Genomic DNA, 18,753 nt, shown 5'->3' on the forward strand with positions numbered 1-18,753 from the left:
TCCAGGCGTCCCGCTTCGCGCGAGGCCGCTGCAAGCCGCATTCAAATCTGTTCCTGACGGATTTGTCATTATTTACCGAGCCCCCATGTCCAATTCGCGCCGCCTGTTTTTCGCCCTGTCCTTGCCTGATGCCCTGCAACAGCAGGTGATCCGCTGGCGCGCCGAGGCGTTTGCGCCGGAGGCCGGCCGGCCGGTGGCGGCGGCTAATTTGCACCTGACGCTGGCGTTTCTCGGCGAAGTCACCGCGCAGAAAGAGCTGGCGCTGCGCAAACTGGCCGGCCGCATCGTGCAACCCGGCTTCAGCATGCGGCTCGACGATCTCGGCCATTGGCCGCGCCCCGGCGTGGTCTGGCTCGGCACCCGCCGCGCGCCGCGCGGGCTATTGCAGCTGGCCGAACTGCTGCGTTCGCAGGCCGCCCGCAGCGGCTGCCATCAAAGCGCGTTGCCGTTCCATCCGCACATCACGCTGCTGCGCGCCGCCACCCAGCCGGTGGCGATCCCGCCGGCGACGCCGGGCTGGGCGTTCAGCGCCGACGCCTTTTCCTTGTATGAGTCGGTGTTCGAAAACGGGCGCACCCGTTACCAACACCTCGAACAGTGGCCGCTGGCCACGCAGGCATCCGCATGATTTTCTCTCCACCGCTGCGTTCCGCCACGCTGATAAAACGTTACAAACGCTTTCTGGCGGACGTGATCACCCCGGAAGGGGAAACCTTTACGCTGCACTGCGCCAATACCGGCGCCATGACCGGCTGCGCCACGCCCGGCGACACCGTTTGGTACTCCACCTCGGATAACCCCAAGCGCAAATACGCCCACAGCTGGGAACTGACCCATACCCAACAGGGGCACTGGATCTGCGTCAACACCCTGCGTGCCAACGCGCTGGTGCGCGAGGCGATCGAACACAATTTAATCAATGAATTATCCGGTTACAGTAAAATCAGCGGCGAAGTGAAATACGGCGGTGAAAACAGCCGTATCGATTTGTTATTACAGGCAGAAAATCGGGTTAACTGCTATATTGAAGTTAAGTCAGTCACATTACTGCAACAACAACGTGGTTACTTTCCTGATGCGGTAACGCTCAGAGGGCAAAAGCACCTGCGTGAGTTGCTCAGCGTGGTTGAAAGCGGGCAACGGGCGGTGTTGTTCTTTGCCGTGTTACACAGCGGTATTGAGCAGGTCGCACCGGCACATCATATAGATGAGCGCTATGCGGCGCTGTTGGCACAGGTCCGGCAGTTGGGAGTGGAAGTGGTTTGCTACGGGGCAAAGTTATCACCTGACGGTATTTATCTCTGCGATAAGCTGCCGTTTTTTATCGATTAGCGCGGTCGGGTCCCTATAAATAGACAACCGGCCAGCACGATCGCCAAATACGCCCTCCTTCACACGATTGTCAAGCGGGCGACAGGAATAATTGCCAACCTACCTTCCTTCTGTTATTTATAGCGGCCTGTTTTTCCCCCGCATTGGGGATTCGATAGTGCGTGTGTATGTAGGAGAAGCAACATGCAAGAAGGGCAAAACCGTAAAACCTCGTCCTTGAGCATTCTCGCCATCGCTGGGGTGGAGCCGTACCAAGAGAAGCCGGGCGAAGAGTACATGAACGACGCCCAGTTGTCGCATTTCAAGCGCATTCTTGAAGCGTGGCGCAACCAGCTCAGGGACGAAGTGGACCGTACTGTATCGCATATGCAAGAAGAGGCAGCCAACTTCCCTGATCCGGCCGACCGTGCTACCCAGGAAGAAGAGTTCAGCCTTGAACTGCGTAACCGTGACCGTGAACGCAAACTGATCAAAAAGATCGAGAAAACGCTGAAGAAAGTGGAAGACGATGATTTCGGCTACTGCGAATCTTGCGGCGTGGAGATCGGCATTCGTCGCCTCGAAGCGCGTCCGACCGCCGATCTGTGCATCGACTGCAAGACGCTGGCTGAGATCCGCGAAAAGCAGATGGCCGGCTAATACCGCTACTCTAAATGATTGGAGCTGCATCAAGGCGGCAAGAATGCGCATCCCGATGAGCTTACTCAAGTAAGTGATTCGGGTAAGCAGGCGCAGCTAACACAGATGCAGTTTCAAGCATAACGAGTATGTTACCGCTGCGGCGTGCGCACCCGCGTGCGCCGCACAGAGAAAAGGGAACCACTCCCCTCTGATATGCAAGAAAGTCATTATGTGGGGCGCTTTGCCCCATCGCCTTCCGGGGATCTGCATTTCGGTTCGCTGATTGCCGCTCTGGGAAGCTACCTTCAGGCTCGCGCCCAACGCGGGCAGTGGCTGGTTCGCATCGAAGATATCGACCCGCCGCGCGAAGTCCCCGGCGCCGCCGCTCGCATCCTGTCCGCGCTGGAACATTATGGTCTCCACTGGGACGGCCAGGTCATCTATCAATCCCAACGTCACGACGCCTATCGCGCCGCGCTGGATCTGTTGCAGCGTCAGGGGCTCAGCTATTACTGCACCTGCACCCGCAGCCGCATCCAGCACATCGGCGGATTGTACGACGGCCACTGCCGCGATTTGCAGCTCGGCCCACAGGGCGCCGCCATCCGCTTGCGCCAGACCGCGCCCGTTTACGGGTTCCACGATCGCCTGCAGGGAGAATTGCACGCCGATCCGGCGCTGGCGGGGGAAGACTTTATCATTCGCCGTCGCGACGGGCTGTTCGCCTACAACCTGGCGGTGGTGATCGACGACCATTTTCAGGGCGTGACCGAGATTGTGCGCGGCGCCGATCTGATCGAACCGACGGTGCGTCAAATTGCCCTCTACCGCCAGCTGCAGGCGCCGGTGCCCGCCTATGTGCATCTGCCGCTGGCGCTGGGCGCCAACGGCATCAAGCTGTCGAAGCAAAATCATGCGCCGGCGTTGCCCGCAGGCGATCCGCGCCCGGTGCTGATCGCCGCGCTGAAATTTCTGCGCCAACCGCTGCCGGAAAGCTGGCAAGATCTTGACCTGCCATTATTATTGAGCTGGGCGGTCGCACATTGGCGGTTGGAAAACGTGCCGCGTCAGGAGGCTATCCCTCTGGATGAAAACACGCCGGCATTCTCAAAGGAGCCATGGTGAGCTATGATTAGCCGCTATTTTTTGTTAGCTCCATTTTTATCAGTCACTATCGAGGTGTACCATTTTTACCCGAGTAGCCAACTTCTGTCGTAAGGTACTGACCCGCGATGACAAGCTGCCCCGCGACGACGCGGCGGCCGGCGATAAAAACGTAGTCCGCGAAGAGCGTGCCGCGGCGCCAAGCCGCCCTGCGCCGCAGCCGCGCGCCGCCGATAACGGCAGCAACGCCCCTGCCCGCCGCTCAACGCCGCGCAAGCGTCCGCCTTTTCCTATCGCCGAGAGCAACGACTCGATGACCGTGATCCCGCGCGAACAGCACTCGATTTCCCGCAAAGACATCAGCGAAAATGCGCTGAAAGTGCTTTACCGCCTGAACAAGTCCGGCTACGAAGCCTATCTGGTCGGCGGCGGCGTGCGCGATCTGTTGCTCGGCAAAAAGCCGAAAGACTTCGACATCACCACCAACGCCACGCCGGAGCAAGTGCGCAAGTTGTTCCGCAACTGCCGCCTGGTCGGCCGGCGCTTCCGCCTGGCGCACGTGATGTTCGGGCCGGAAATCATCGAAGTGGCCACCTTCCGCGGCCACCACGAACAGAACCCGGAATCCGACAAGAACTCGTCTCAGCAGGCGCAAAACGGCATGCTGCTGCGCGACAACATCTTCGGTTCGATCGAGGAAGACGCCCAGCGCCGTGACTTCACCATCAACAGCCTGTACTACGGCGTGGCGGATTTCACCCTGCGCGATTACGTCGGCGGCCTGAACGATCTGAAACAGGGCGTGATTCGCCTGATCGGCGATCCGGAAACCCGCTACCGCGAAGATCCGGTGCGCATGCTGCGCGCGGTGCGCTTCGCCGCCAAGCTGGATATGCGCATCAGCGAAGAGACCGCCGAGCCGATCCCGCGCCTGGCCTCGCTGCTGCATGAGATCCCGCCGGCGCGCCTGTTCGAAGAATCCCTCAAGCTGCTGCAGGCCGGTTACGGTTTCCAGACCTACCTGAAGCTGTGCGAATACCAGCTGTTCCAACCGCTGTTCCCGCTGATCGCCCGCAACTTCACGCCAAACCACGATACGCCGATGGAGCGCATTCTGGTGCAGGTGTTGAAGAACACCGATCACCGCCTGCAGAACGACATGCGCGTCAACCCGGCGTTCCTGTTTGCCGCCATGCTGTGGTACCCGCTGCTGGAGCACGCGCAGAAGCTGGCGCAGGAAAGCGGCCTGGCCTACTACGACGCCTTCGCGCTGGCGATGAACGACGTACTCGACGAGCAGTGCCGCTCGCTGGCCATCCCGAAACGCATTACCACGCTGGTACGCGATATCTGGCAGCTGCAGCTGCGCCTGTCCCGCCGCCAGGGCAAACGCGCGCACAAGCTGATGGAACACCCGAAATTCCGCGCCGCCTATGATCTGCTGGCGCTGCGTGCGGAAGTGGAAGACAATCAGGAAATGCTGCGTCTGGCCGAGTGGTGGGGCGAGTTCCAGGACGCCACGCCGGCGCGGCAGAAAGCCATGCTGAGCACCCTGGGGGACGATCCGGCGCCGCGCCGCGCGCGTCAACGCCGCCCTCGCCGCCGGGCACCGCGTAAAGAAGGGGCATAATGATCCGCGTTTATATCGCGCTGGGCAGCAACCTGGCGCAGCCGCTGCAACAGGTTAAAGCCGCACTGGAGGCGCTGGAGCATCTCCCGCGCACCCGGCTGGTCACCTGTTCTTCGTTTTACCGCACCAAGCCGCTGGGGCCGCAAAACCAGCCGGACTTTCTCAACGCGGTAGTGGCGCTGGATACCCTGTTGCCGCCCGAACAGCTGCTCGACCATACCCAGGCGATAGAACGTAATCAGGGGCGCGTGCGCAAGGATGAACGCTGGGGGCCGCGCACGCTCGATCTGGACATCATGCTGTACGGCGACAAGGTGATCCATACCGAGCGCCTGACGGTGCCGCATTACGGCCTGAAAGAGCGCGAATTCATGCTCTACCCGCTGGCGGAAATCGCTCCCGATCTGATTTTCCCCGATGGCGAGCCGCTCGCCAGCTGCCTCAAGCGCGTGCCGGAAAACGGCATGGCGCTGTGGCATCAGCCAAAACTCAAGTCCTGACCCGCCTACAACGTCAGCCGCGCAACGAACCCGCCCGCCGGGCGATTGGCAAAGCCGATCTGTAAACCATGCAATCCGGCGATACGCTGCACGATCGAGAGGCCCAGCCCGCTGCCGGTTTGCTCCTGCCCCGGCGGGCGATAGAAGCGTTCTCCCAGCCGCGCCAGATGCTCCGTGGTGACACCCGGACCGTCGTCCTCCACCGTCAGCGAGCGTTCGCTCAACGTCACGGTGACGACGCCGCCCTGCGGGGTATAGCGCACCGCGTTATCCAGCAAGTTGCGCAATAGCAGCGACAGCAGCAAGGTTTCCCCCTGACGCGGCGGCGGCGTTCCCTGATGTTCATAGCGCAGCGTCACGCCCGCCGCATGGGCCTGCCGATCCTGCTCCGCCAGGGTCATCGTCACCAGTTCGTTCCAGTCGATCGGCGCCAGTTCGGCCAGATCCGACAGCGAGTCCAGCCGCGACAGCGTCAGCAGCTGATCCACCAGCCGGGTGGCGCGATCGATGCCGACCGTAAGATTGTCCAGCGCGTGCTCGCGCATCGGCGCATCGTCCCCCGCCAGTTGAACCACTTCGGTCTGCACCCGCAGCGCCGCCAGCGGGCTGCGTAACTCGTGCGCGGCATCGGAGGTGAAGCGCCGCTCCCGCACCAGCAACGCGCTGATGCGAGCGAACAGCGCATTGAGCGCATCCACCAGCGGACGCACCTCGGTCGGCACCTGGCGCGCGTCCAACGGCGTCGCGTCATCGGGCGCGCGCCGGCGCAAACCGGCCGCCACCGCGCGCAGCGGCCGCAGCTCGCGCCCGACCATCAGCGCGATCAGCAGCATCAGCACCGGCAGCGTCGCCAGCCAAGGCACCAGCTGGCCGGTCACCATGCCCAGCGCCATATCGCGCCGGTAATCCCACTCCTGGCCGACCACGATGCGATAGCGCCCATCCGGGCTGGTCAGCCACAGCAGGCGCCAGCTGTCGTCATCGCCTTTGCGCTCGCCGTCGGTAAAACCTTCACGCTCCCCGTCAAACAGGAAATCGGCGCCGTTCTCGCCGTCGTTGAGCAGCATCTTGCCTTGGCGATCGAAGATGGCGAACGCCAGCGCGTCGTCGTCCTGATCGCCACGCTTGCCATGATGCACCAGCTTCTTGGTTTTCGGCAGGCTGCGCGCGCTTTCATCGGCCAGCAGATCGCCGAGGTTGGCGGTCGCCAGCCGTTTGGCGAACAGCATCTGCTGGGTGTCGAACACTTCATTGATGGTGTTGCGCGACATCACCCAGGCCACCACGCTGGCGGTGCACCAGGTCATCAGCGCCAACAGGCTGAAGATCAGGATCAAACGCAGCCGCAGGCTGAGACGCTTCACGGCGCATCCCCCAGCGTGTAACCCACGCCGTGAATGGTGCGGATGAAGCCGTTGCCCAGCTTGCGCCGCAGGTGGTGAATATGCACCTCCACCGCGTTGCTGCTCACCTCGTCGTCCCAGTTGTACAGCTTCTCCTGAATCAACGGCCGCGCCAGCACCCGCCCCTTGTTGTGCAGAAACAGCTCCAGCACCGCCAACTCGCGCGGCGTCAGCGTCACCGGCTCGCCGTTGCAGCTCACGCTGCGGGTGGCGCTGTCAAACACCACGTTGCCGTGCGTCAGCTGCGGCATCAGTTGGCCGTGGCGACGGCGGATCAGCGCCTGCAGGCGCGCCGCCACTTCGGCCAGCGCGAACGGCTTGCACAGATAATCGTCGGCGCCGCTTTGCAGACCGCTGACCCGCTGCTCCAGCGCATCGCGGGCGGTGAGGATCAGCACCGGCACGTCCTGCCCGGCCTGGCGCCACTGGCGCAGCAGATCCAGGCCATCGAGGCCCGGCAGGCTGAGATCGAGGATCACCGCGTCGTACGGCGCGCTGTCCAGCGCATTTTTGCCGACGGCGCCGTCGGTGAACCAGTCCAGATTGAAGCCGAGTTTGGTCAGCCCGGCCTTGATGCCGTCCCCGATCAGTTTGTCATCTTCGATCAGCAGAATTCGCATGAGTATCCCTTTTCAGTCATTGCGCCATTGCACCACAAGGTTCTTAAGAACCGCTTAAGCATGGCGATCCGCGCTACCCACCCCGATCGGGTTACAGTAGAATGGCTGCACTTTTTTGCAGCCTGGGCCTGCGCAAGCCGCACGGCCCGTTTCAGGAGACGTTGTGATGAAACCCACCACCGTGACCCACTTGCGCCAGTGGAAACAGGAGCAACGCAAGTTTGCTACCCTTACCGCCTACGATGCCAGCTTTGCCAAACTGTTTGAAGAGCAAGGCATCAAAGTCCTGTTGGTGGGCGATTCGCTGGGCATGACGCTGCAGGGCCACGACTCCACGCTGCCGGTCACCGTCGCCGACGTAGCCTACCACACGCGCGCCGTGCGCCGCGGCGCGCCGGCCTGCCTGCTGCTGGCCGATCTGCCGTTCATGAGTTACGCCACCCCGGAACAGACCTTCGCCAACGCCGCCGAGCTGATGCGCGCCGGCGCCAACATGGTGAAACTGGAAGGCGGCAGCTGGCTGTGCGACACGGTGAAAATGCTTGCCGAGCGCGCGGTGCCGGTGTGCGGCCACTTGGGCCTGACGCCGCAGTCGGTCAACGTGTTCGGCGGCTATAAGGTGCAAGGGCGCGACGAACTGGCCGCCAAACAGCTGCTGCAGGACGCGCAGAACCTGGAGCTGGCCGGCATTCAGCTGCTGGTGTTGGAATGTGTGCCGACCGAGCTGGCGCGCCAGATCACCGAAGCGCTGTCCATTCCGGTCATCGGCATCGGCGCCGGCAACGGCACCGACGGCCAGATCCTGGTGATGCACGACGCCTTCGGCATCACCGGCGGCCATACGCCGAAGTTCGCCAAGAACTTCCTGGCGCAGAGCGGCGATATCCGCACGGCGGTGCAGCACTACATTCAGGAAGTGGAACAAGGCCTCTACCCGGCGGCTGAACACTCTTTTAACTAAGCGATGGTTCCAGGAGTCACCCAATGATTATTATCGAAACCCTGCCGATGCTGCGTCAGCAGATCCGCCGCTGGCGCCAGGAAGGCAAACGCATCGCGCTGGTGCCGACCATGGGCAACCTGCACGACGGCCATATGACGCTGGTCGATGAAGCGCGCGCCCGCGCCGACGTGGTGGTGGTGAGCATCTTCGTCAACCCGATGCAGTTCGATCGGCCGGACGATCTGGCGCGCTACCCGCGCACGCTGCAGGAAGACAGCGAGAAGCTGACCCGCCGCGGCGTCGATCTGGTGTTCGCGCCAGCCCCGGCTGCAGTCTATCCGCAGGGGCTGGAGCAGCAGACTTACGTCGACGTGCCGGGCATCTCCAGCATCCTGGAAGGCGCAAGCCGGCCGGGCCACTTCCGCGGCGTTTCCACCATCGTCAGCAAGCTGTTTAACCTGGTGCAACCTGACTTGGCCTGCTTCGGCGAGAAGGATTACCAACAGCTGGCGCTGATCCGCAAAATGGTGGCGGACATGGGTTACGACATCGACATCGTCGGTGTGCCGACCGTGCGCGCCAAAGACGGCCTGGCCCTCAGCTCGCGCAACGGCTACCTGACCGCCGAAGAGCGCAAGGTCGCGCCGCAGCTGAGCAAGATCATGAATGGGCTGGCGCAACAGTTGGCCAATGGCGAACGCCATGTTGAAACGCTGCTGGAGCAGACCGCCGAGCAGCTGCGCGCCGCCGGCTTTACGCCGGATGAGCTGTTTATTCGCGACGCCGACAGCCTGCAACCACTGACGGTGGACAGCCAGCGGGCGGTGGTGCTGATGGCCGCCTGGCTGGGCAAGGCGCGTCTTATCGACAACCAGCAGGTCGACCTGACGCTGTAAGCCGTTTTTTATACTGTCGTCACCCTTGGCCACTGACCATTGGTAGACAATGGCGGAGCAATCGGTGACGATAGAGATTGCAGGGATGCAGGAGAGATGTTCAACCCCAGCGCCTGTGAAGGCCGATATTCAGTTAGGTAAAGCTATGATACGTACTATGCTGCAAGGCAAGCTGCATCGCGTCAAAGTCACTCAGGCTGACTTGCACTATGAAGGGTCCTGCGCCATCGACCAGGATTTCCTGGAGGCCGCCGGCATTCTGGAATATGAAGCGATCGATATTTACAACGTGGATAACGGCCAGCGCTTCTCCACCTACGCCATCGCCGCCGAGCGCGGTTCGCGCATCATTTCGGTTAACGGTGCCGCCGCGCGCTGCGCCTGCGTGGGCGACAAACTGATCATCTGCTCCTATGTGCAAATGACCGACGCCGACGCCCGCCAACACCACCCGAAAGTCGCCTATTTCGAAGGTGACAACAACCTGCAGCGCAAGGCGAAAGCCGTGCCGGTTCAGGTCGCCTGACACTAAAACGGGCGCCTTGCGCGCCCGTTCTTCCTTACTGTACCACCACCGTGCCCGGCTTGTTGGCTATCCGATCCGCCATGGTCTGGATCGAGTCGGTGCGCAGAATATACAGCCGCTTCAGCGTATAGGGGTTATCCCCCGGCTTCACCTTGCCCTGCACCGTGGTCACCGCCAGATGGAAACCGGCGTCCTGCGCCGCCTGGATCGCCCGCTGGTTATAGCCGCCGAACGGGTAGGACAGATACAGTACGTGCGGGTTGAACTGCGACAGCGCGCGGCGCGAGCGCTCAAAATCGAACTCGATATTGTGCAGCGAACGGCTCAGCAAAATCGGCTGGCGATTGCCGTCGGTGCGGTGCAGGAAGTGAGTGTGCGACTGCACGTCGAACACGTCCTGAATCTGCTTCAGCTCCGAGACGCTCATAAACTGCAGCGAATCCGGGTTCCATTTCTGCGGGTGGCGTTTGATGCGCGAAGAGATGATGAACGCCGTGGCGCGGAAACCGTAATCCTTCAGCACCGGGTAAGCGTAGCGATAAACCGATTTCAGCCCGTCGTCGAAGGTCAGCACGATCGCCTTGCCCGGCAGGTTGATCTGGTTCTTCAGGTAGGCTTCCAGCTGATACAGCGAAATGGTGTCGTAGCCCGCCTGCTTCAGGTAGGTCATCTGGTTGCTGAACGCCACGTCTGAGGTGGTGGTCGAGGTGTGGCGGAAGCGCTTGTTCTCTTCGTTTTTTAGCAGGTGATGATAGGTCAGCACCGGTATGCCGCTATCTATCTCGCAGTCCAGCTCATTGACAAACCCCAGCCGCTCGCCGATGTTGACCTCGTACCAGGTGTTGTTCAGGCGATCCTTCAGCTTGCCGATGATCGGATAGCGCAGGTTGCCTTCCAGCGTGCCCAAGACCTCGCTGTCCTTGTCCGCCGCGGTATAAACGTCGATCGTTTTTTGGGTGATCAGATTCTGGTTGGTCAGCGGTTTGTTCAGCTCGCCCAGATCGTCTTGTACCTTGCGCGACTTCTTCAGTTCGCGCACGTCATCTTTATCGATAAAGCCGGTGCCGTGCCCGAATTTGAATTCGTAGTATTCCGCATCCGCCGGGAACACCTGGATCAGCTGCCCGCGCTTCACTTCTCCTACCGGGATCACATGCTCGCCCACCAACGCATAGACTTCGCTATCGCGCTGCGCTTCCATGTATTCAGATTTAACCGCGCCGTCTTCCGACAGCAGATTCGCCAGGCTCACAGGGGAAACCAACGACATCAGAATGCCGAGGAAACCAGCCGCTAACGTGTATTGAGGCCGCATGATGATGTTCTACTTACGAGTGCGTAATGACTAAAGTGAAGGAAATGTGGAGCGCCAGCATAGCACGATTTGAACAACGGGGAACTAGCGGTTATTTGAGCAATTCTATTGATTTACGCGCCGCCTGCGCCAAATCAAGAAAAGCGCCCCCGCCGGAAAAGCGGGGGCGCGATACCATCAGCTGCGCAGGCCGCGGCCGCGCTCGATCAGGTACCAGGAAAGCAGGTAAAACACCGCGATAAACGCCAGCAGCACCGCCATGGTGAACGCCAGCGGCACGTCGTTGATGCCGAGGAAACCGTAGCGGAAACCGCTGATCATATAGACGATGGGGTTCAGCTTGGACACCGCCTGCCAGAATGGCGGCAGCAGCGACAGCGAGTAGAACACCCCGCCCAGGTAGGTCAGCGGCGTCAGCACGAAGGTCGGGATCAGGCTGATATCGTCGAAGGTGGTGGCGAACACCGCATTGATCAGCCCCGCCAGCGAGAACAGGATCGCCGTCAGCAGCAGCGTCAGCGCAATCACCCACCAGGCGTGCACCTGCAGCGGCACAAAGAACAGCGAGATGATGGTCACCAGCACGCCGACGCAGATGCCGCGCGCCACGCCGCCGCCGACATAGCCGGCGATCACCACGTGGGTCGGCACCGGCGCCACCAGCAGTTCCTCAATGTTGCGCTGGAATTTGGCGCTGAAGAACGACGAGGCAACGTTGGCATAGGAGTTGGTGATCACCGCCATCATGATAAGGCCGGGCACGATGAACTGCATGTAGCTGAAGCCGTGCATATCGCCGATGCGCGAGCCGATCAGATTGCCGAAGATGATGAAGTACAGCGTCATGGTGATCACCGGCGGCACCAGGGTCTGGATCCAGATGCGCGCGAACCGGTTCACCTCTTTGGCCCAGATGCTCTGCAAGGCTACCCAATACAAACGCGTCATGCTTTTTCTCCATTGCCGTTAACCAGGGTGACAAACAGTTCTTCCAGGCGGTTCGCCTTGTTGCGCATGCTCAGCACCTGCACGCCCTGCGCGCTCAGTTGGGTGAACAGGCCGTTCAGCCCCTGCTCGCGCATCACTTCCACTTCCAGCGTCGAGGTATCCGTCAGGCGGCTGTGGTAACCGTCCAGCTTCGGCAACGGGCTCTTCGCCGCCAAATCGAGGATGAAGGTTTCCGACTTCAGCTTGGCCAGCAGCCCCTTCATCGAGGTGTTTTCCACCAGCTCCCCGTTCTGGATGATGCCGATGTTGCGGCACAGCATCTCCGCCTCTTCCAGATAGTGGGTAGTGAGGATAATGGTGGTGCCCTGGGCGTTCAGCTCTTTCAGGAAGCCCCACATCGAGCGACGCAGCTCGATGTCCACCCCGGCGGTCGGCTCATCGAGGATCAGCAGCTTCGGCTGATGCATCAACGCGCGGGCGATCATCAGGCGGCGCTTCATGCCGCCGGACAGCATGCGGGCGCGCTCGTTGCGCTTGCCCCACAGATCCAGCTGATTGAGGTATTTTTCGGCGCGCGCCATCGCTTCACGCCGCGTGACGCCGTAGTAACCCGCCTGGTTCACCACGATCTGCAACACGGTCTCGAACGGGTTGAAGTTGAACTCTTGCGGCACCAGGCCGAGCTGGCGCTTGGCGTTGACGATGTCTTTATCGATGTCGTAACCGAACACCCGCACGCTGCCGGCCGTTTTGTTCACCAGCGAGCTGATGATGCCGATGGTGGTGGATTTTCCGGCGCCGTTTGGCCCCAGCAGGGCATAAAAATCCCCCGCTTCGACGCTCAGGTCGATACCGCGCAGCGCCTTGACGCCACCGGCGTAAGTCTTGGTCAGCTGCGCTAATTCCAGTGCATAATTCATATGTAAAATAGTACCTTATGACGATGAGTATGCCGCCGCGCCCCTGTTTGCGAGGCTTGAAACACTAACGATAATCCTAGCATCGGCGACGTTTTCACTGAGTCGAATCCGTGCGGAAAATGAGGCTGCACCACTGTTCCGATTTCCAAAGTGTGACGCTTACCCTATATTACCCCAACGCAATCTGTCCGTTACGGGTCAATCACCTCCATGAAAGAAATCGAAGAGCTTATCGCCAACAACCAGGCCTGGTCGGCCAACATCAGCCAGGAAGACCCGGAATTTTTTGAACGTTTAGCCCAGGCGCAAAAGCCCCGCTTCTTATGGATTGGTTGCTCTGACAGCCGCGTTCCCGCAGAACGCCTGACCGGCCTCGAGCCGGGTGAACTGTTCGTCCATCGCAACGTGGCGAACCTCGTTATCCACACCGATCTTAACTGCCTGTCGGTGGTGCAGTATGCGGTAGATGTGCTGGAAGTCGAACACATCATCATCTGCGGCCACCTGGGCTGCGGCGGCGTGCAGGCGGCGGTGGAAAACCCGGAGCTGGGGTTGATCGACAACTGGCTGCTGCACATTCGCGATCTGTGGTACAAGCACAGCTCGCTGCTGGGCGAGCTGCCGCCGGAGCAGCGTTTCGACATGCTGTGCGAGATCAACGTCATTGAGCAGGTATACAACCTGGGCCACTCCACCATCATGCAGTCCGCGTGGAAGCGCGGCCAGAAGGTGATGATCCACGGTTGGGTGTACGGCATTCAGGACGGCCGCCTGCGCGATATGGAAGTGCTGGCGACCAGCCGCGAGAGCCTGGAGATGGGCTACCGCAAAGCGATAGCCAAACTGAAGCAGGATAAGGGCATATAACCCCGCCGCGGGCGCGGCTGGCCGCGCCCCACATCAATTACTCGTCCAGCAGCACCACTTTGCCGACGTACGGCAGGTGACGGTAGCGCTGAGCGTAGTCGATGCCATACCCCACCACGAACTCATCCGGGATCGAGAAGCCGACATATTCGACCGGCACCTGCACTTCACGGCGCTCAGGCTTGTCCAGCAAGGTGCAAATCGCCAGCGATTTCGGCCCGCGCAGCGCCAAAATCTCGCGCACTTTGTTCAGCGTGTTACCGGAATCGATGATGTCTTCCACGATCAGCACGTCTTTGCCGCGAATGTCTTCGTCCAGATCCTTGAGGATCTTCACGTCGCGGGTGGTGGACATGCCGCTGCCGTAGCTGGAGGCGGTCATAAAGTCGACTTCGTGCGGCACGTCGATGGCGCGGCACAAATCGGCCATGAACATGAAGGAGCCGCGCAGCAGCCCGACCAGCACCATGTCGCTGCCGCTGTCGCGGTAATGTTCGGTGATCTGGCGGCCAAGTTCGGCGATACGGGTCTTAACTTCCCGCTCGGAAATCATTACGTCTACAGTGTGTTTCATAGTATTCAGGTCAGTTGCCGGAAGAAAGGCGCAGAGTTTAGCATAGGCTTTCGCCGGTGGCGACGCGAGCGCGCCGCCACCTGAGCGACGGGCCGCGATCATTCGCCGACGGTGAAGCCCATCATCATGCCGGTATCTTCGTGCTCCAGCAGGTGGCAGTGGGCCATGTACGCATGTTCGCTGCTGGCCGGATGGTCGAAGCGCACCAGCACTTCGCTGCGCCACCCTTCGACGCGCACCGTGTCCTTCCAGCCGCTGCGATGCGCCGCCGGCGGTTTGCCATTTTCCGACAGGATACGGAACTGGGTACCGTGAATATGGAACGGGTGCAACATCATGTCGCCCTCGCCGGAAATGGTCCACTTCTCATACTGGCCCCGTTTGGCGGCGAACATCGGCTTGGTCATGTCGAAGGCCTTGCCGTTGATCATGTTGCCGTGGCTGAAATCGAACGGTTTGGCTTTACCCTGCGCGCCGCCGTGATCCATCCCGGCCATCTTGCCATGATCCATGCCCTTCATGTTGCCATGATCCATGCCCTGCATGCCGCCCTTTTCCATGCCTTTCATGTTGCCGTGGTCCATGCCTTTCATGTCTCCACCGCCCATCGCGCCATGATTCATGCTCATGCCGGCCATCGCCTGGTGACCATAACGATCCATCAGCTCCTGCATGCCGAGCATATCCAGCTGCGGATCCATCATCAGCTGCAGCCAACGCTCCTGGATACCGGTGGCAGCGGGTAATGTCGGCAGCTTCACCAGGCTGTCCGGCATGGTTTTGATGCCCTGCGCCAGCGACGGCTGAATGCGCAACACCGGCAGCGGTTGATCGAACGGCGCCAGCGTCATACCCATCTGCTTCACCGGCAGCGTCACGATGTCGAACGCTTTCCCGTCGGAGGCATCCACCAGCACTTCAAAACGTTCGCCCATCAGCATCGGCAGCTCGGTCAGTTTCACCGGCTCCGCCAGGAAACCGCCGTCGCTGGCGATGACATACAGCGGACGGTTGTCACTGGCCGCCAGATTCAGCGAACGGGCGTTGCAGCCGTTGAGGAAGCGCAGACGCAGCCAGCCGCGCGGCGCCAAATGTTGCGGATACTGCGCGCCGTTGGTGAACATGCGATCGCCAAACCAGCCCACCGCCGCGCTCATCACGTCCAGGCGGTATTCGATTTGCGCGTCTTTGCCCAACCGCTTATCTTGCAGGATCACCGGAATATCATCCTGCCCCCAGGTTTTCGGCAGCGGCAGTTTGGCGCTCTCCTCATCTTCCAGCAGCACCAGCCCCGCCAGCCCCATCATCACCTGGCTGCCGGTTTTACCGTGGGTATGCGGGTGGAACCAGCAGGTGGCCGCCGGTTGATCGACGGTGAAATTCACCGTGCGCGTCGCGCCGGGATGGATCAATGCCTGCGGGCCGCCATCGACGTCGCCGGGAATTTCCAGGCCGTGCCAGTGGACGGTGCTGGCCTCCGCCAGGCCGTTTTTGATATCGACCGTCACCGGCTGGCCACGCTGCAGCTGCACCGCCGGCCCGAGCAGCGCGCCGTTGAATCCCCAGGTTTTGGTGGCGGCGCCGGGCAACCAGCGGGTTTCCCCCGCCTGCAGCGCCAGCGCAATTTTTCCCTGCGCGTCCGGCTTCAACAACGGCGGCACCGGCAGGGCCGGCCGATCGGCCGCCCAGGCGGCCCGGCTCCATAACGGCAATGTGCTCGCAGCGCCCAGTGCGGCGGTTAATTTAATAAAATCACGGCGTAACATCGCTGACTCCCTTTTCTCAGTGACATAACTCAATGCCGCCAGCCTAAACCTTCCCCCTGGCGGAAGGTCAAGCCTTTCCTGGCGGTATTTTAAGCTATGCCTCACAATCAAGAGAATATGGCTGGCAAACGCAACGCCGGCCCGGCAGCAATAAAATTTGGTGCCTTTACAGGCAAGTGTGGTAACGTCAGCAAACGACAAACAGGCCTATTTCATGATGAAAAAAACAACGTTATCGATGCTGTTGCTGGCGATGCTGGGCTTCTCCAACGCCAGTCTGGCGCTGAATGAATCCGAGGCGGAAGATCTGGCCGATCTGACGGCGGTATTTATTTATTTGAAAAATGATTGCGGCTACAACGATTTGCCAAACGCGCAAATCAAACGCGCCATCGTCTATTTCGCGCAACAAAACCGCTGGGATTTGAGCAACTACAACAGCTTCAATATGAAGGCGCTGGGCGAAGACAGCTATCGCGATCTCAGCGGCATCGCCATTCCAACTCCCAAGAAGTGCAAATCGCTGGCGCGCGACTCTTTGAGCCTGCTGGCCTACGCCAACTAATTCCTTCCCCTTTCCCGCCCGCCTAACGCTCTCTCTGTCTGAAATTCAACCGTGCATCGCCAGGCAGAGTTAGCTATGATGTTGCGCCGATTTTTCATGGCTGTTATTACGGAGTTTCCCGCACATGACCCAGAAAGAAATTTGGTACGAAACGCTGCATACGGGCTTCGGCCAGTATTTCTCGGTAGAGAAGGTGCTGTACCGCGAGAAGACCGATCACCAGGATCTGGTGATCTTCGAGAACCCGGTGCTGGGGCGCGTGATGGCGCTCGACGGCGTGGTGCAAACCACCGAGCGTGACGAGTTCATCTATCACGAAATGCTGACCCACGTGCCGCTGCTGGCGCACGGCGCGGCGAAGAAAGTGCTGATCATCGGCGGCGGCGACGGCGGCATGCTGCGCGAAGTCAGCCGGCACCCTGGCGTGGAGCAGATCACCATGGTCGAGATCGACGCCGGTGTCGTCGAGTTCTGCCGCCAGTACCTGCCCAACCACAGCGCCGGCGCCTATGACGATCCGCGCTTCAAGCTGGTGATCGACGACGGCGTCAACTTCGTGAACCAAACCGACGAAACCTTCGATGTGATCATCTCCGACTGCACCGATCCGATCGGCCCCGGCGAAAGCCTGTTCACTTCGGCGTTTTATGAAGGCTGCGCCCGCTGCCTGAATGAGGGCGGCATTTTCGTCGCGCAGAACGGCGTCTGCTTCCTGCAACAGGACGAGGCGGTCAACAGCCACGCCAAACTGAGCCGCTACTTTACCGACGTCAGCTTCTATCAGGCGGCGATCCCGACCTATTACGGCGGCATCATGACCTTTGCCTGGGCGAGCCAGAACCCGGCGCTGCGCCAGCGCGATCTGCCTACTCTGCAACAGCGCTTTAACCAAAGCGGCCTACACTGTCGTTATTACAACCCGGCAATTCACGTCGGCAGTTTTGCCCTGCCGCAATATTTGCTCAATGCCCTGAACGTAACACGTTAAGCGAGAAGATAAAGGAGGTGGCCCAAATTGCATAAGCTAAAACTGCACGGCTTCAACAACCTGACCAAGAGCCTGAGTTTTTGTATTTACGATATTTGTTACGCCAAGACCGCGGACGACCGCGACGGCTATATCGCCTACATTGACGAACAATATAACGCCAACCGGCTGACCGAGATCCTGAGCGAAACCTGCTCGATCATCGGCGCCAATATTCTGAACATCGCGCGTCAGGACTACGAGCCGCAGGGCGCCAGCGTCACCATCCTGGTCAGCGAAGAGCCGATCGATCCGAAAGACGTCGATACGTCGGAGCATCCTGGCCCGCTGCCGAACACGGTCGTTGCGCACCTGGACAAGAGCCATATCTGCGTACACACCTACCCGGAAAGCCATCCGGAAGGCGGGCTATGCACCTTCCGCGCCGATATCGAGGTTTCGACCTGCGGCGTCATTTCGCCCCTCAAGGCGCTGAACTACTTAATTCACCAGCTGGAATCCGACATCGTCACCATGGACTATCGCGTGCGCGGTTTTACCCGCGACGTGAACGGCGTGAAACATTACATCGATCATGAGATCAATTCGATCCAGAACTTTATGTCGGAAGACATCAAGGCGCTGTATCACATGATGGACGTGAACGTTTACCAGGAAAATATCTTCCATACCAAGATGTTGCTGAAAGATTTCGATCTGAAACACTACCTGTTCAACGCGGAACCGGAGGCGCTGAGCGCCGCCGAACGCAAGCAGATCACCGATCTGTTATGGAAAGAGATGCAGGAAATCTATTACGGCCGCAATATTCCGCATCTGTGATGGAAAGGGCGCGGCACGCCGCGCCCTGATGCTTAGTATTTCAGCATGAAAGAACGATAGGCCTTCAACACCAGCAGGAAGTCCTCAACGCCGCAGAATGAGAGGCTTTCTTCGTCGTAGTAATTCATCCCCTCTTCCATTTCATCGCCCTCGAACTCCAGCTGATTGGCGCGGATCATCACTTCTTCACCATCCATCAGCAGCGTATATTCATGGCCTTCCAGCTGCCATTGACGTTCACTGCCTTTAACCTCGGCCGCACCGGCTTCAATCCGGTCCAGCAGGTTGAAATCGCCTTTGACTTCTTCGTTGATCCAGTGGCCAATCGCTTCATGCCCCATCGAAAATCTGACGATCACCTGACCGGTGACGTCACGCAGAAATTCGTAATCCATAGCATGCCCTCCTGAGCC

At 60.2% G+C, this 18,753-nt stretch carries 21 protein-coding genes; 13 read left to right on the forward strand and 8 right to left on the reverse strand.

Annotated elements, in window-relative coordinates:
* Window positions 1-85 precede the first annotated feature (85 nt).
* From thpR to folK, 6 genes are all read left to right on the forward strand, one after another.
* A complete protein-coding gene (gene thpR / locus ACF8MC_RS13910) occupies window positions 86-628 on the forward strand; it encodes an RNA 2',3'-cyclic phosphodiesterase (RefSeq protein WP_033649609.1) in 543 nt (180 codons plus the stop codon).
* A complete protein-coding gene (sfsA, locus tag ACF8MC_RS13915; protein WP_004937572.1) occupies window positions 625-1,332 on the forward strand; it encodes a DNA/RNA nuclease SfsA in 708 nt (235 codons plus the stop codon). Before thpR ends, sfsA begins: the two co-directional genes overlap by 4 nt.
* A 183-nt stretch (window positions 1,333-1,515) precedes the next feature.
* Complete coding sequence (dksA, locus tag ACF8MC_RS13920) at window positions 1,516-1,971, forward strand: RNA polymerase-binding protein DksA (RefSeq protein ID WP_004937569.1); 456 nt, start codon at window positions 1,516-1,518, stop codon at window positions 1,969-1,971.
* Between the two features lie 195 nt (window positions 1,972-2,166).
* On the forward strand, window positions 2,167-3,078 hold the full coding sequence (gluQRS, locus tag ACF8MC_RS13925; RefSeq protein ID WP_047570569.1) for a tRNA glutamyl-Q(34) synthetase GluQRS: 912 nt from the start codon (window positions 2,167-2,169) through the stop codon (window positions 3,076-3,078).
* Between the two features lie 61 nt (window positions 3,079-3,139).
* The gene (gene pcnB, locus ACF8MC_RS13930; protein ID WP_072265254.1) at window positions 3,140-4,687 is read left to right on the forward strand and encodes a polynucleotide adenylyltransferase PcnB; all 1,548 of its coding nucleotides are present in this window, start codon (window positions 3,140-3,142) and stop codon (window positions 4,685-4,687) included.
* Window positions 4,687-5,187: a 2-amino-4-hydroxy-6-hydroxymethyldihydropteridine diphosphokinase gene (gene folK / locus ACF8MC_RS13935; RefSeq protein WP_060436638.1), complete on the forward strand. Its 501-nt coding sequence runs from the start codon at window positions 4,687-4,689 to the stop codon at window positions 5,185-5,187. The genes pcnB and folK overlap by 1 nt, the downstream gene beginning before the upstream one ends.
* A 5-nt stretch (window positions 5,188-5,192) precedes the next feature.
* Here the strand turns inward: folK and qseC are convergent, their stop codons facing one another.
* Complete coding sequence (gene qseC / locus ACF8MC_RS13940) at window positions 5,193-6,551, reverse strand: quorum sensing histidine kinase QseC (protein WP_164105253.1); 1,359 nt, start codon at window positions 6,549-6,551, stop codon at window positions 5,193-5,195.
* On the reverse strand, window positions 6,548-7,210 hold the full coding sequence (qseB, locus tag ACF8MC_RS13945) for a quorum sensing response regulator transcription factor QseB (RefSeq protein ID WP_004937550.1): 663 nt from the start codon (window positions 7,208-7,210) through the stop codon (window positions 6,548-6,550). Before qseB ends, qseC begins: the two co-directional genes overlap by 4 nt.
* A 166-nt stretch (window positions 7,211-7,376) precedes the next feature.
* Between qseB and panB the strand changes: the two genes are divergently transcribed.
* The 3 genes from panB to panD all read left to right on the forward strand — a co-directional run bounded on the left by panB (window position 7,377) and on the right by panD (window position 9,575).
* Complete coding sequence (gene panB / locus ACF8MC_RS13950) at window positions 7,377-8,171, forward strand: 3-methyl-2-oxobutanoate hydroxymethyltransferase (RefSeq protein WP_004937548.1); 795 nt, start codon at window positions 7,377-7,379, stop codon at window positions 8,169-8,171.
* Between the two features lie 23 nt (window positions 8,172-8,194).
* Entirely contained in the window at window positions 8,195-9,049 is an 855-nt protein-coding gene (panC, locus tag ACF8MC_RS13955; protein WP_164105252.1) for a pantoate--beta-alanine ligase, read from the forward strand.
* A 145-nt stretch (window positions 9,050-9,194) separates the two neighbouring features.
* Window positions 9,195-9,575 carry an aspartate 1-decarboxylase gene (panD, locus tag ACF8MC_RS13960; protein WP_004937544.1) on the forward strand — a complete coding sequence of 127 codons (381 nt, stop codon included), beginning with the start codon at window positions 9,195-9,197 and terminating at the stop codon, window positions 9,573-9,575.
* Window positions 9,576-9,609: 34 nt separating this feature from the next.
* On the opposite strand, the gene ACF8MC_RS13965 is transcribed toward panD, so the two are convergent.
* The 3 genes from ACF8MC_RS13965 to ACF8MC_RS13975 all read right to left on the reverse strand — a co-directional run bounded on the left by ACF8MC_RS13965 (window position 9,610) and on the right by ACF8MC_RS13975 (window position 12,758).
* Window positions 9,610-10,890, reverse strand: a complete 1,281-nt coding sequence (locus tag ACF8MC_RS13965) for a polysaccharide deacetylase family protein (protein WP_033635920.1) — start codon at window positions 10,888-10,890, stop codon at window positions 9,610-9,612.
* Between the two features lie 177 nt (window positions 10,891-11,067).
* A complete protein-coding gene (locus tag ACF8MC_RS13970) occupies window positions 11,068-11,838 on the reverse strand; it encodes an ABC transporter permease (protein ID WP_033635921.1) in 771 nt (256 codons plus the stop codon).
* A complete protein-coding gene (locus ACF8MC_RS13975) occupies window positions 11,835-12,758 on the reverse strand; it encodes an ABC transporter ATP-binding protein (protein ID WP_033635922.1) in 924 nt (307 codons plus the stop codon). Before ACF8MC_RS13975 ends, ACF8MC_RS13970 begins: the two co-directional genes overlap by 4 nt.
* A gap of 210 nt (window positions 12,759-12,968) precedes the next feature.
* Between ACF8MC_RS13975 and can the strand changes: the two genes are divergently transcribed.
* Window positions 12,969-13,625: a carbonate dehydratase gene (gene can, locus ACF8MC_RS13980; RefSeq protein WP_033635923.1), complete on the forward strand. Its 657-nt coding sequence runs from the start codon at window positions 12,969-12,971 to the stop codon at window positions 13,623-13,625.
* A 37-nt stretch (window positions 13,626-13,662) separates the two neighbouring features.
* On the opposite strand, the gene hpt is transcribed toward can, so the two are convergent.
* A complete protein-coding gene (gene hpt / locus ACF8MC_RS13985) occupies window positions 13,663-14,199 on the reverse strand; it encodes a hypoxanthine phosphoribosyltransferase (RefSeq protein WP_072269999.1) in 537 nt (178 codons plus the stop codon).
* 98 nt (window positions 14,200-14,297) lie between these two features.
* The gene (gene cueO / locus ACF8MC_RS13990) at window positions 14,298-15,965 is read right to left on the reverse strand and encodes a multicopper oxidase CueO (RefSeq protein WP_164105251.1); all 1,668 of its coding nucleotides are present in this window, start codon (window positions 15,963-15,965) and stop codon (window positions 14,298-14,300) included.
* Window positions 15,966-16,182: 217 nt separating this feature from the next.
* Here cueO and ACF8MC_RS13995 point away from each other — a divergent pair, with 217 nt between their 5' ends.
* The 3 genes from ACF8MC_RS13995 to speD all read left to right on the forward strand — a co-directional run bounded on the left by ACF8MC_RS13995 (window position 16,183) and on the right by speD (window position 18,340).
* Entirely contained in the window at window positions 16,183-16,530 is a 348-nt protein-coding gene (locus ACF8MC_RS13995) for a YacC family pilotin-like protein (RefSeq protein WP_004937515.1), read from the forward strand.
* Between the two features lie 124 nt (window positions 16,531-16,654).
* A complete protein-coding gene (gene speE, locus ACF8MC_RS14000) occupies window positions 16,655-17,518 on the forward strand; it encodes a polyamine aminopropyltransferase (RefSeq protein WP_041036651.1) in 864 nt (287 codons plus the stop codon).
* A gap of 27 nt (window positions 17,519-17,545) precedes the next feature.
* Entirely contained in the window at window positions 17,546-18,340 is a 795-nt protein-coding gene (gene speD, locus ACF8MC_RS14005) for an adenosylmethionine decarboxylase (protein ID WP_004937510.1), read from the forward strand.
* Window positions 18,341-18,372: 32 nt separating this feature from the next.
* Here the strand turns inward: speD and yacL are convergent, their stop codons facing one another.
* Window positions 18,373-18,735 (reverse strand): protein YacL, encoded by a 363-nt coding sequence (yacL, locus tag ACF8MC_RS14010; protein WP_004937507.1) that lies wholly within the window; start codon window positions 18,733-18,735, stop codon window positions 18,373-18,375.
* Between the last annotated feature and the right edge of the window lie 18 nt (window positions 18,736-18,753).

It is taken from the genome of Serratia sp. LACPHL-BACT-2024-00286, assembly GCF_043109535.1.
In the GTDB taxonomy this organism is placed as follows: Bacteria; Pseudomonadota; Gammaproteobacteria; order Enterobacterales; family Enterobacteriaceae; genus Serratia; species Serratia sarumanii.

Coding starts and splice junctions, on each gene's coding strand:
- thpR (WP_033649609.1), top strand. CDS start 86: ATGTCCAATTCGCGCCGCCTGTTTTTCGCCCTGTCCTTGCCTGATGCC.
- sfsA (WP_004937572.1), top strand. CDS start 625: ATGATTTTCTCTCCACCGCTGCGTTCCGCCACGCTGATAAAACGTTAC.
- dksA (WP_004937569.1), top strand. CDS start 1,516: ATGCAAGAAGGGCAAAACCGTAAAACCTCGTCCTTGAGCATTCTCGCC.
- gluQRS (WP_047570569.1), top strand. CDS start 2,167: ATGCAAGAAAGTCATTATGTGGGGCGCTTTGCCCCATCGCCTTCCGGG.
- folK (WP_060436638.1), top strand. CDS start 4,687: ATGATCCGCGTTTATATCGCGCTGGGCAGCAACCTGGCGCAGCCGCTG.
- qseB (WP_004937550.1), bottom strand. CDS start 7,210: ATGCGAATTCTGCTGATCGAAGATGACAAACTGATCGGGGACGGCATC.
- panB (WP_004937548.1), top strand. CDS start 7,377: ATGAAACCCACCACCGTGACCCACTTGCGCCAGTGGAAACAGGAGCAA.
- panC (WP_164105252.1), top strand. CDS start 8,195: ATGATTATTATCGAAACCCTGCCGATGCTGCGTCAGCAGATCCGCCGC.
- panD (WP_004937544.1), top strand. CDS start 9,195: ATGATACGTACTATGCTGCAAGGCAAGCTGCATCGCGTCAAAGTCACT.
- ACF8MC_RS13965 (WP_033635920.1), bottom strand. CDS start 10,890: ATGCGGCCTCAATACACGTTAGCGGCTGGTTTCCTCGGCATTCTGATG.
- ACF8MC_RS13970 (WP_033635921.1), bottom strand. CDS start 11,838: ATGACGCGTTTGTATTGGGTAGCCTTGCAGAGCATCTGGGCCAAAGAG.
- ACF8MC_RS13975 (WP_033635922.1), bottom strand. CDS start 12,758: ATGAATTATGCACTGGAATTAGCGCAGCTGACCAAGACTTACGCCGGT.
- can (WP_033635923.1), top strand. CDS start 12,969: ATGAAAGAAATCGAAGAGCTTATCGCCAACAACCAGGCCTGGTCGGCC.
- hpt (WP_072269999.1), bottom strand. CDS start 14,199: ATGAAACACACTGTAGACGTAATGATTTCCGAGCGGGAAGTTAAGACC.
- cueO (WP_164105251.1), bottom strand. CDS start 15,965: ATGTTACGCCGTGATTTTATTAAATTAACCGCCGCACTGGGCGCTGCG.
- ACF8MC_RS13995 (WP_004937515.1), top strand. CDS start 16,183: ATGAAAAAAACAACGTTATCGATGCTGTTGCTGGCGATGCTGGGCTTC.
- speE (WP_041036651.1), top strand. CDS start 16,655: ATGACCCAGAAAGAAATTTGGTACGAAACGCTGCATACGGGCTTCGGC.
- yacL (WP_004937507.1), bottom strand. CDS start 18,735: ATGGATTACGAATTTCTGCGTGACGTCACCGGTCAGGTGATCGTCAGA.